The organism is Methanothermobacter wolfeii (genome assembly GCF_025397995.1).
GTDB classification, from domain to species: domain Archaea; phylum Methanobacteriota; class Methanobacteria; order Methanobacteriales; family Methanothermobacteraceae; genus Methanothermobacter; species Methanothermobacter wolfei.
Window position 1 is genome coordinate 861,238 of sequence record NZ_CP104550.1, and the last position, 11,665, is coordinate 872,902.

Below are 11,665 nucleotides of genomic sequence, written 5' to 3' on the forward strand. Positions count from 1 at the left end.
ACTGGTTGACATCTTCCAGCCATGCGTAACCTTCAACAAGGTCAACACCTTCCAGTGGTTCCGTGAGCACACCTACTACACTGACCATGATGCTTCGGACCGGATGCTCGCCCTTGAGAAGTCCCTTGAGGGTTATGATTCAGGGAAGTTCCCCCTGGGGATCATATACCATTCTGAGGGTGGTCAAAGCTTTGAGGAGAACCTGAGTGTATATCGGGATGATTCTGAACCCCTCTGGAAGAGGCGCCATGACCCAGATAAACTGAAGGCCCTTGTAGAATCAAAGAGAAAGCTTTAACCTGTAATTTAATTGATGGTGTCTTTGAGGAGAAGATGTGATGGAGAAGATCAGGATCTACATAACCGAGGGTGAGATAGAGGACTATGAAGTCTTCCTTGAGAAGCTTAACCGGTCAGGAATTGAATGGGAGAAGACAGGGCCAGGGGATGCAGACGTGGTCATCATACTTGCCGGCCTCTGGAGGGACCGCCCGGATGAAATCAGGGCCGTCCTTGATGATGCGGTGAGGTCCTCAAGGCCCGTGATAACCGTAAGGCCCTATGGCCTTGAAAACGTCCCCCCTGAACTTGAGGATAGGAGTGACGAGATCGTTGGCTGGAACCCCTACTGTATTGCAGATGCAATAGAGGATTCAATAGATCAGAAAAGAACTTCCTAATCCCCACCGTACTGCAGAGGCGGTAGAAGACTCAATACAATCAGAAGAGAAGTTTCGGTTACAGATGCAGCAGAATACGTCAGAAGTGCTTGCTGGACATAAGAATTTAAAAAAATAGAAGGGGGGTGGCTTATAATTAAGCCGATGATTTAACCACAAACATGCCGGGTTTGCTCCTTGTCGGCCAGTATATCTTGTTGTAGCCACTGTAGCTGTAGTCCACCCATCCACCGTTCCTGTACACCTGTACAGTACGGTGCCTTGGTGACATGCTCGTGGCGTACTGTATTATACGGACCTTCTCACCGGATGCTGTGAGTTTCTTATACAGATATTCGCTCATAGCCCAGCAATCTCCTATACTGGAATAGTGGTATGTGCTGGTGCTGTAGGCAGCCCGCACCCTCTTCTTCTTATAGTACTTACTTGAGTACCTTTTCCTTACACTGGTACGGTAGCTTGCCCTGACCTTTTTCCGGTAGGTCTTCTTGTACTTCTTGTACTTCGTTTTCTTGTAGGCGGCCTCAACCTTAACAGGTTCGACCTTCAAGTTTCCTTTTTCATTAACAATTTTTGCGTTTTCGGTTTCGATATTTGTTGCATCGGCAATGGGCACTGAACCCACTGCAAACATCAGTGCAAAGAGCACTGACACTGTCTTGAATCGCGTAATTCTATCGCCTCCATGTCCAATATTAACCCTAAGGTCGCTAAGGACACTGAGTCAACTGTTACATCATCATAGTATATAAATATTTCTATAAAATAAAAGCTCTGAGAGCTCCTTTAATCGAAAAAATCCCTCAGAATGCTCATTTAACATTCATGCAGTGATTGAGGATCTCCATGGCTCTGTTTGAATAAAGGACCGTCATCCGAATCCCTTTTTATCTGCAGAGGCATTATATAAAGAAGATGCAGAAGCAGCCAGAATGTGAAACAGTATATAGAACGGTGACCACGTGCCTTATCTGGACCCGAAAAGAAATTAAAGGAATTAAAAGCTATAAGGGGACATGCTAATTGCTTAAAGATTTTTAAAAGGATAATGGAGTGTGAATCCGCATTGAAATGATGTTAAGACCTTAAAGGGTAGTGGGGAAACCCCGGGATGGGTGGAAAATCCTAGAGGACCTCCTCTATCCTTGAAACACCTGATTCCTTGTTCACCAGGTATATATGGTCAGCAAGGTTTTCAAGCTCCTCCTCATGGGATACTATGATTATCTGGGGTGAATCAAGCTCATCAAAGATGTCCTTGAGCTTGTAGAGCTGTTCCTTGCTGAATCCATCTGTTGGCTCGTCAAGTATCAGTATATCGGACTTCAGTGTTGTTGAAAGGCCCTGAACGACCTTGTTCAGTGCAAGGCGGTAGGCGAGGGCGACGCTTGTCCTCTCACCACCACTGAGGTACCTGAGGTCCTGTTCATAGCCGTCCTGTTCAACCATCGGGGTGAAGTCCTCATCGATCCTCACCGACTTGTCAGGGTCATCAACCAGCATCCCGAACCACTTCCTGAAGTGGCTGTCAAATTCCTGGTTGATCCATGCAAGGACATGCCTTTCAATATCATCAAGGGCTGGTATGAAGTACTCGGCAAGCCACTTCACGTAATCATCCAGTTCATCAGCCCTCTTCAGGTAGCCCCCCTTGGTCTCCACCACCGATCTGAGGTCATCTATACGGTTTTCCTTTTCCCTGATTGAACCTTTGATCTCCCCGAGGCGGGAAATTACACTATTATGTGACTTCTTTTTTTCCTTTATCTCAGATTCAAGCCGCTCTATGGCGGATTCAACTTCATCATGGGATGATATGATCTCCTGAAGCCCTTTGATTTCACGTTTCTTCTCTTCAATCTCCCTTTTCTTCAGTTCAATCTCTTCAAGGTTTTTCCTGTACTCCCTGCTGGTTTCAGGGTTCAGTTCCCTGATCCTCCCCTGCATCTCTGAGATCTTCCCATCAATACCTGAGATCCTGCCTGAAATCTCCTTCTCCCTTTCCCGTGCAGCATCAAGTTTCTCTTTAAGTTCATTCATCCTGGATGCTGTATCCCCGAGTTCCTCCACAGTTTTCCTGTTCTCATTTATCTGATTTTCTATATCCTTTATTCTGACTTTGAGTTCCTTAAGATCGTCCTTCTTTTTTCTGAGTTTCTCCTCTTCTTCCTTCAGAGTTCTCATCCGGTCCCTGAGTCGGTCCTCAATAACCCTGAACCTTCTTATATCATCGAGTAGTTCTTCCTGATCCCCTTTTTCAGCCTCAAGTTCCTCAATCTCCCCATTAATTTCTTTGATCCTCTCACCTGCTGAGGCTATCTTCTCTTCCACTTCCGCCGGGTCAACCTTCCTGTCACAGGTGGGGCATATGCTGCTGCTCCTTATGTTAGCGTAGTCCTCAAGTTTTCCCTCAAGTCTTGCCCTTTCATTCTCCCTTTCACGCAGTTCAGCGTTGAGTTCCCTGATTTTCTCATTGACCTCTTCCTCTGTGACTGATGGCCTCTCCATTAATGATTCAAGTTCCCTGATCTCAGAATTAAGTTCTCCTATTTTTAGTTCAAGTTCCCTGATCTCAGAATTAAGCCTCCTGCAGTCCCCTGTCTTCTCATTCAGCGTGGCCTCAAGGTGCCTGAGTTCAAGGCCCGCCCTCTTAAACCTTTCATAATCATCAGTGAGAGTCTCCATATCATTCTGGAGGGCATCTATCTCATCTTTGAACCTTTTAAGTTCCTCTGATAGCTTATCCCTTTTCTTTCCGCAGTTCTCAATCTCCTCGAGGGTCCTGTTGTACTCCTTCTCCAGGTTTTTATTCCTTTTCCTCAGGGAGTCCACTGTCCTGTTTATAGCCTTTATCTCCGTTTCAAGGAAAGCCAGTCTGGCCATTGCATCCTCAATCCGCTTTTTCTTATCGTTAAGAGCTTCAAATTCCCCTTCAAGACCCTCAAGTTCAGATTCAAGGGCCTCTCTTCTGGATTCAATTCCCGCCTTCTCCTTAAGGAGGCTGTCCTTTTCTTCCCTGAGCCTCTTCAGTTTTTCCCTGTCATCTTCAAGGCCTGACGACCTGTCCCTGAGTCTCTCAGAGAGTCTTTCTATCCTCCTTTGGATTAACCTGGCGTTTTCCACTGCCACACTGTACTCTTCAATACCGAAGGCCTTCCGGAGCCTTTCAAGCCGGTGTTTGGGGTTCATCTCTATTATGGTCTTCATTTCCTCCTGGGGTGTGAAGACCGCGTAGCGGTAGATGTGGCTCTTTGCACGGGGGTTTGATGGTTCATTATACCTCAGGATCTCAAGAACGGCCTCCTTCATCTCATTCGCAGATAATTTCCTCCTCCCTCTGGAGGTCTCAAGGTAGATGTTCTGCTGCTGTATGGTGTTTGAGGTCCTTTTAAGTTCCCTGTAGGCTGTGTAGACCTTATCATCCACCCTGAATCTGAGTTTGACCGACCCTGAATTTGCATCAGTCCTCAGTAGGCTTGCGCCCTTCTGGTCCCCGAGGCCGAATAATGCGAATTCTATTGCAAGGAGTATGGTGGATTTCCCTGATCCTATGTCCCCCTCAAAGAGCGTCACACCCTCCCTGAAGTCCACTGACTCTGATGTGTAACTCCTTATGTTGCGGAGTTCAAGTGACTCGATTATCAGGCCCCGTCACCCCCTTCGATCTCCAGTCCAAGGACCTCAAGGGCATCTTCAATTATCCTCTGCTCATAGTCCTCCCTGGTTTCACCCTCCCTCTTCTCATTCCGGATCCTTTTAAGGACCTCTGATGCCATTTTAAGGCCTGATGCTGATTTAAGTTTCATGTTCTTCACCCCGAGGCCTGCAAGTTTTTCCCTGAGTATCTTCTCCTCTATCCTTGGTATTTCAGTCTCAGAGACCCTTACCTTCTCTATCTCAGGGGGTCTTATCCCGTGTCTGTTTATGTTAACCGTGAGGGCTCCCCTATCCCTGAGGATCCTCCTTATAACCCCCGAGTCTATCTCTGATGTCTTCCCTGAGCTGAGACCTCCCCGGATCCTGAGCATGACCACCCTTCCCCTCACGTCATGTTCGGCTATACATGACTCTATCTTCCTCATGGCCTCACGGGCTGTTATTCCATCAACATCAACCTCGATGTACTCGAATCCTGCAGGCATTATCTCCCTGAATTCAAGGCCCCTTAGGGTTTCATTGAAATCAACAAGGTAGTATCCTCTCATCTCACCCCGGGCAGTGTCTTCAAGGTCCCTTGCATAGGATCCGAAGAGGGCCCCAGGGAATACCATGCACCCGTAGCCGTCCTCATTGTGGGTGCTTCTTTTGTGCACGTGTCCACCGGCATAGTAGTCGAAGCCCCTGGGGAAGAGGTTGAGGTCTATGGACTCCGCATCCGCAATTTCCTCGGTTTTGAACTGGGTTATGGCGCTGTGGAAGACGAATATCTTGAAGCCCTCCTCTACCTCAAGTGCTTCACGGTCAAGCATCATGTAGTAGTCCTTCTCAAGGTTCCTCGACCTCCCTGAGAGTCCTGTGATCCTTGCACCCGTGGCCTCATCCTCGGTGAATTCAAGTCCAAGTTTCCTTCCCGGGACCGGCCTGACAACATTCTCTATTAAACCTGCACTTTCAAGGATGTCTATCATTGATGTGTGGGATGGGCTGTAGTCGTGGCTCCCATAGTTGACGTATACCGGGATGCCCTCATCCCTGACCCTCCTGAGCTCCCTGGTGGCCATCTTCACCGTCTTCATGTTGGGCAGGTTTGAGTGGAAGAGGTCGCCTGCTATTATCATGAAGTCAATATCATTGTCTAGCGCATCATCTATTGCCATCCTGAAGGCCTTGCCTTCCAGTTCCTGGAGCATCGCCTGTTTCTGTGCTCCAAGGTGGCAGTCAGAGAGATGGGCGAATCTGTACATCAGTCAGCCTCCTTTACAGGTTCGGTTGAAACATGATTTCTATTAAAATCCATTAATGGTCCTCCAGTATTCAGGGAGGGAATCATCAAATTCCCAGTTCAAATCCCACACCCATTTTAAGATCAAAAAAGGAACATCATTGAACTCCTATCCCCTGCTGCACCTATACAAATTCAAGTGGTGGTGCATCATCATCCTTCTTCTCTGATTCTATGAACTCCTCAAAGAGGGGGATCTTGACCGGAACAGCGAACTTTGTGAATATGCTGCTCACTATGGCTTCACCCTTATCAAGGCTTGCTATGGTCCTGTTATCATCTGAGAGGTCCTGGGAGGCGCTTGCAATTATCTCAGCCCTCTCCTGGGCCATCTCATTCCCCAGGATTATCTTGGTGTTCATGTTAGCCAGTATGGTCCTGGGGATGAGGCTCACGAGCTGTGTGATGGCCACAAGTCCGATGTTGAATTTACGGCCCTCCCTGGCTATGGTGCTGTAGATGTTGTGTCCCTGGTTCTCGATGACCTCCTTTCCAAGGACGCGGGGAGCCTCCTCTATAATTATCCCTATGACCGGTTTGCGTCTGAGCCTGTTCTCGGCCTTGTATCTCTGGTACCTCCTGAAGATGGCCCCTGCTATGATACTTCCAACGAGGATCTCTGCTTCACCCATGAGTCGGGATGTGTCAATGATGACCGTTTTACCATCCTCAAGGTGGCCTATGATATCCCTTATTGTGGATTCACCCCCTGATTCCCTGAAGACACCTCCCCGGGATTTGAGTTCGCCGTCCTCCATGTAGACACCCAGTATGTTATCGAACTTCCTCTTGAGAACACGGAGGGTTGAATGGTGGACGTTCATTATCTCATCTGACTTGACGATTCCCGCTATCCATTCATCACCGAATCTGTTACGTGCCGCCCTTATGGCCTCTTCCTGGGGGCCTGAGAAATCTATGATCCCGTCGAAGTGTTCCGGCCTCAGGGATTTCAGGTTTATTATGAGGGTGTTGCCGCCCACCGGGGCGTCAGGGGAGTAGTACTCTATCCTTTCACCGGCTGCCGGGTGGCTGCCGAGTCCCTCATCGTTCCTCCCGTAGTACTCGTCGTGGGGGTCCAAGACGAGCATGCCCACACTGTCCATCTCCACGAGGCTCCAGAGCATGACCTTCACAAGGTTACTCTTACCCCTCCCTGTTGTTGCTGGGATGAGGATGTGGTGGGTTATTGCGCTCTCCGCATCAAGGTGTACTGGTGTTTCAAGGACCTTGGACCCGCTCCTCACGTTACCGAGGTAGATGGGCCTTTGAGGTCTTTCAAGGAATTCAAGGTCCCCCTCATGTATCCTGCGGACCGACCTGAAGAAGCCGGGTAGTAGCTTGGGGAGTACTGGCCCCTCATCCTTTACATGGAGTATGGGGCGGGCCTCGGCGATGATGTAGTTTCTGAGTTCAGGTTCAAGGAACTCCACCTCACCCCCCTGTCCTTCAAGTTCAAGGCCCGATGCCAGTTCATGCATCCCCATGGGTATCTGTGACCTGTACTTGAGCTCCTTAACCTGGAGTATTATCCTGCCATCATCCTCCGCAACAAGGAGGTCGCCGATCTCAATCCGGGAGCCTGTCTTCTCCCTTATCAGTATTGTGGCTGTTTCACCACCGATTATCTGCCCTGCAGCTTCCATCAGTATTCACCTGCATACCTGTTGAGTTCATCATGGAAATCAAGGCTCTTGGCCTCATACACTACGTCTTTAAGGATTTCTCTTTCTGGAATCTCAGCCAGGATCCTTCTCCTGTAGATCTCTATCTCATCACGGGAGACGCGCGCCCTCATATCCACGTCCACCAGGCCGTAGGGGTAGCCCGGGAAGCATGCGTCTGCAGAGTTCCTGAGGAGTCCTGATGCCACCCTGATGGGTGATTCATCCGTGTCCTCTCCAAGTATGTCGAGGCGGAATATCCTGCCGGCCGGGTTGAGTTTCACCACTGTTATGACTGTTGGGCGGTCCATCCTCACGGCAACCGGACTGTAGCACCATCTTTCACCGGCACCGTATCTCTCTGCAAGTTTCCTCACTGTTCCGAGGAGTGATGCTGAGGTGGTGGTGTAGAGGCTGCATGTCTTTGAGAAGCCTGCAACGTATACACCCCTCCTCTTACCCTCCTCCATGAGCTCATGTATGTAGGGGTTCTCATTCTCAAAGGATGCCTGGAGCGAACCATCGGTTACGAGTATGTCCCCCTCACCGAGTTCCCCCATGAGTTCCAGGGCCATGGTCCATTCAGCGAAACGCCTTGGGAGTCCCTGGATGTTTGAGGGGTCCATCCCCTCCACCATGGGGATCTCTATCTGTAACCGGTCCTCGTCAGGGAGAATTTCCCTGTATGATGGGTCGAGGGGGTGTAAATTGAAGGTGTACCTGGAGTTCTCTGCATCAAGCCTCATGAGTGAGAGGAACTCGAGCCTTGATGGGATTTCCATGTTCTCACGCCTTTCTCCCCTGAAGATGCCCGCGGCGACCCTGTTAAGCTGCACCGAGAATGATGGTCCGGTGATTACCGGGCTGTTTCCACCATCAATGAATGCAAGGAGTGGAGTGTCATCCGGCACCCTGAGGGGTCTGAAGTTTTCCCTTCTGAACTCATGGACCTCGTATCTGCTGGACCTGAATACCGGCCTTCCGATTTCACATCTGACGGTGCCCTTCAGGGAATCTGCAATTTCTTCCAGGACATTCAATGAAAAATCCTCCACTGTAAACCTTTAAAGTAGAATAAAAAAAGATGTAGTATAAATAATTTGTGATTTTATTCTTCGGGTTCGATGATAACCGCGGTGCCGTATGCAAGGATCTCCTGCATGATATCGGAGATTGAGTCAGAGTCAAAGCGCACGCTTATAACTGCATTGGCGCCCAGTTCCCTTGCATGGTCCATCATACGGTCAAGGGCCTCCTGACGGGAGTGTTCCATCATCTGAACGTACTCCTTGATCTCACCACCCACAATTGACCTTAAACCGGCCCCTATCTGACCTCCAAGACCCCTGCTCCTCACTGTAAGGCCATAGACGAATCCAAGGACCTCAACAGCCCTGTAGCCCGGGACGTAGTTGCTTGTTACATATATTATGTCCCCGTGTTCATGGACCGCAGGGGTTGCGGTCCTCTCCTCAAGCCTTGTACCGCACTCATCACAGAAGTTTGACCTTGAATCATACTCCCTGCCACAGTTTGGGCAGAACTTCTCTGATGCAGGCGCGGTCTCTCTCCTAACAGTCCCGCCCTTCTTCTCGGCGAGTCTCCTCTTCATCTCTTCACTTGTAACCATATAAACACCGGTTCTATCTTTATACATTAACCAATAAATAGTTTGAATGACTTCCTGGTCTCGGCTTTTTTTCTCCTCACCCCACATCAATAAATCTGAATTAATGTGGGGGTATTCCTGATTCAGCAGCACCATCTATTCAGCTGAAAATTCAGAATAAGGGAATGTTCATCATGCCCTCCTATCCTCTCGCACCCTTATACCCTGTTCATTGAAGAAGTCCTTGATGTTTCTGTATTCTGATTCAGGCATCTCACCATCAGCTGAGCGTATGGTGACATCGAGTTCCACTTGAACATCATTGAAGTACTTCATGAGTACTTTCTTGATCTTCGTTATCTGTATCATTTCCTGGTCGGGGATTCTGAATTCCAGGCTGATGGATCTTATAGCTTTTGTTTTGTCGGGTTCCTGTTTAAACTCCATCTTCTCTGGTTCCTCAGGTTTCTCGACGATTTCGGCACTCTTCATGGGTGCGGGGGGTGCCTCTTCCCCTGCTGGTTTCTCTTCTTCCATGGGTTCCTTCACGCAGAGGTGGGGCTTTATTATTATTTCTCCATCTGAAAGCGATGGGCTGCAGTCCTCCTCAATAAAGGTGCATTCTGGTTTATCATCAACCAGAACCCCCAGACCAAAGGATCCTCTCTTAACACCAAGCTTTATGGCCTTCTTGAGGACATCCTCGCCGGTTATCCTTATCTCCCCAGGTACGCTGTAGAATGATTCCAGTATCCTTGCTGTCTCAGCGTAATCACCCTTAAGGTATCTTGCTGCCAGCACGTCATGGTTGAGCTTATCTACAAGTTTATCCTCCTGTTTCAGGAGGGATTCTATCTCGTACTCCACAGGTGTGTCCACACCATAGGCTGGCCTTCCAAGGTCTAACCTCTCTGTTCCCTCCTTTGCAGGTATGATAACATGACGGTAGAGGTTCCTTGTACGCGTATTTGAATCCTTCTCATTTTCACGGATCCTGTGTTTTATTCCTTTCCTTTCATTCTCATCCATCTGGAGGGTCCTGTCATTGTATATGCTTTTGAGTGCTGCCTGTGTCCTTACAAATTCATTGAATGCGGGTCTTTCGTCGGGGGCTGGTAGGAGGAAGATCAGGGAGTTCCTGTAGACCCTTGGATGTTTACCCTTATTGCTTATGAATTCATCAACCTCTGAGTCATCCCTGAGGACCACCAGTTTGAGTTTCATGGTGTCAGGGATGTCCGATGATTTCCCTGGCCAGATGTGCACCTCTAACTTCTTCTTACCCACTATCTTCTTGATGAAGTCCTCCTCCATTTCCCTGATATCATCCTCTGATACGTTCTCCTTCCGTGTCACTATGAGTCTTTCAAGGTTGGGTTTGCTGCTGAAGTAGTAGAGGCCGTCCCTCTCATGGAGGTAGAAGAGCCTCTTCCTCATCATCTCCAGCGCCTCGGTTACTATGCTCACCGGAAGATTCGGGTCTATGCATGAGAGTTTAATCTCCCTGATACCCGCACCAACCCTTTCACTTCCACCGGCGAAGGAGTAGAGGAATATCGTTGTGGCTATCGATGTGCCGAGCCTGTAGGGCCTGTAGCTCTGCAGTTTATCATCCGTCGCGACTGCACCTGAATCGGGTGATGTGATGTCAGATGCTATTATACTGTCAAACTCGTTGCCTGTGAATTCTATGAACTCCCTCTTTATATCCCCCAGTGAGAGGTCGAAGTCTGCAAGTCTTATGAAGGGCCTCGTTGAGTCGCAGAGTGACCTTACAACAAGTGCCAGTAACCTGAGAACACCCCTGGTCCTCTGGAACTTTGGGAAGGACCCCCACCTCTCATAGAGGACGTCTATGACCTCAGGCTGGAAGGGGTAGCTCTTGAGGAATAACTCCCTGTACTCTGACTTCTCCATGGACTCCGGGAGCAACCCGTTATCATAGGCAATGTCAACTATTTCATGGACTATAGACTTCTTCTCATCCTCATGTATCCTCTTGAAGAGTCTCCTGTTTATGACGTCATAGATCTCATCGTTCTCAACCGGCGCGATTATCTTATGGGTCCTGCCCAGGACCTTTGCGATCTGCTGGTAGAGCCTCTCTGCGGCCTCACCATAGTGTTCAAGGTGGCTTGATGGGAGGGTTACAACCAGTGAAACCTCCCTGAGGGATGAAACCACCTCTGTGAGCTCCTGAATGAAGGGTCCTATCTGCTCTGAAAGGGTGGAGTCACCAACAATGACACCTGCAGCCTTCTGTCCATAAACAAGGACCTCATCCATGAGTATCAGGACGGGACTCGTCTCCTGGAGGAGTCTCTTAAGCTTTTCTGTGCCTGGGGACGTCTCGTTTGTGAATTCCCTGTTCTCCCCCCTCAGCTGCCTCTCGAGTTCTGCCCACAGTGTTGTCTCGGCGGCGTCAAGGGCGTCGCCAGCTATAACAACAACCCTGGCATCCATCTCTGATGCCATGTGGTAGAGGGATATGAGGGTGTGGGTCTTACCCCCACCGAAGGGTGTCTGTAACTGTATTACAGGGTCCCCGGGCCCTCCTTCAAGCCTCCTTTTCACGGTTTCCATTATGTTCTTGAGGCCCCTGGTAGTGTAGGTCTTCTCCCAGAAGACATCGGGGTTCTGGTACTCCTCGGGTGCCTCTCCCCTGTGGACGCTCCAGAGGTTTGCTGCGAAGGTATCCAGGGTTAGTTCCTTTCCAAGTACATCATCATGCGGTTCAGCCACACTAACAAAGGGCTTCATCTTATCATCT

Annotated in this window: 9 protein-coding genes and 1 pseudogene; 2 read left to right on the top strand and 8 right to left on the bottom strand. The window is 49.2% G+C overall.

What is annotated here, in order from left to right:
- Nucleotides 1-10 precede the first annotated feature (10 nt).
- Both N5910_RS04645 and N5910_RS04650 read left to right on the top strand, forming a co-directional pair.
- On the top strand, nucleotides 11-298 hold the full coding sequence (locus tag N5910_RS04645; protein WP_238338013.1) for a hypothetical protein: 288 nt from the start codon (nucleotides 11-13) through the stop codon (nucleotides 296-298).
- Nucleotides 299-338: 40 nt separating this feature from the next.
- The gene (locus N5910_RS04650) at nucleotides 339-680 is read left to right on the top strand and encodes a hypothetical protein (RefSeq protein ID WP_238338014.1); all 342 of its coding nucleotides are present in this window, start codon (nucleotides 339-341) and stop codon (nucleotides 678-680) included.
- A 136-nt stretch (nucleotides 681-816) separates the two neighbouring features.
- Here the strand turns inward: N5910_RS04650 and N5910_RS04655 are convergent, their stop codons facing one another.
- The 8 genes and pseudogenes from N5910_RS04655 to N5910_RS04690 form a co-directional block, all read right to left on the bottom strand.
- Nucleotides 817-1,335, bottom strand: coding sequence for a hypothetical protein (locus N5910_RS04655; RefSeq protein ID WP_238338000.1), 519 nt, complete (start codon nucleotides 1,333-1,335; stop codon nucleotides 817-819).
- Nucleotides 1,336-1,805: 470 nt separating this feature from the next.
- Nucleotides 1,806-4,271: an AAA family ATPase gene (locus N5910_RS04660; RefSeq protein ID WP_238338001.1), complete on the bottom strand. Its 2,466-nt coding sequence runs from the start codon at nucleotides 4,269-4,271 to the stop codon at nucleotides 1,806-1,808.
- A 50-nt stretch (nucleotides 4,272-4,321) separates the two neighbouring features.
- Nucleotides 4,322-5,584 (bottom strand): DNA repair exonuclease, encoded by a 1,263-nt coding sequence (locus tag N5910_RS04665; protein ID WP_074358944.1) that lies wholly within the window; start codon nucleotides 5,582-5,584, stop codon nucleotides 4,322-4,324.
- Between the two features lie 163 nt (nucleotides 5,585-5,747).
- Nucleotides 5,748-7,268 (bottom strand): ATP-binding protein, encoded by a 1,521-nt coding sequence (locus tag N5910_RS04670; protein ID WP_074358945.1) that lies wholly within the window; start codon nucleotides 7,266-7,268, stop codon nucleotides 5,748-5,750.
- Nucleotides 7,268-8,326 (bottom strand): DNA double-strand break repair nuclease NurA, encoded by a 1,059-nt coding sequence (locus N5910_RS04675; protein WP_261599342.1) that lies wholly within the window; start codon nucleotides 8,324-8,326, stop codon nucleotides 7,268-7,270. The genes N5910_RS04670 and N5910_RS04675 overlap by 1 nt, the downstream gene beginning before the upstream one ends.
- 68 nt (nucleotides 8,327-8,394) lie before the next feature.
- Nucleotides 8,395-8,718 (bottom strand): YbjQ family protein, encoded by a 324-nt coding sequence (locus tag N5910_RS04680; RefSeq protein WP_238338015.1) that lies wholly within the window; start codon nucleotides 8,716-8,718, stop codon nucleotides 8,395-8,397.
- 72 nt (nucleotides 8,719-8,790) lie between these two features.
- Nucleotides 8,791-9,051 (bottom strand): annotated as a pseudogene (locus tag N5910_RS09460) (hypothetical protein); the annotation flags it as partial.
- 36 nt (nucleotides 9,052-9,087) lie between these two features.
- The gene (locus tag N5910_RS04690; protein ID WP_261599343.1) at nucleotides 9,088-11,655 is read right to left on the bottom strand and encodes an ATP-binding protein; all 2,568 of its coding nucleotides are present in this window, start codon (nucleotides 11,653-11,655) and stop codon (nucleotides 9,088-9,090) included.
- Between the last annotated feature and the right edge of the window lie 10 nt (nucleotides 11,656-11,665).

Coding starts and splice junctions, on each gene's coding strand:
- N5910_RS04670 (WP_074358945.1), bottom strand. CDS start 7,268: ATGGAAGCTGCAGGGCAGATAATCGGTGGTGAAACAGCCACAATACTG.
- N5910_RS04690 (WP_261599343.1), bottom strand. CDS start 11,655: ATGAAGCCCTTTGTTAGTGTGGCTGAACCGCATGATGATGTACTTGGA.
- N5910_RS04665 (WP_074358944.1), bottom strand. CDS start 5,584: ATGTACAGATTCGCCCATCTCTCTGACTGCCACCTTGGAGCACAGAAA.
- N5910_RS04650 (WP_238338014.1), top strand. CDS start 339: ATGGAGAAGATCAGGATCTACATAACCGAGGGTGAGATAGAGGACTAT.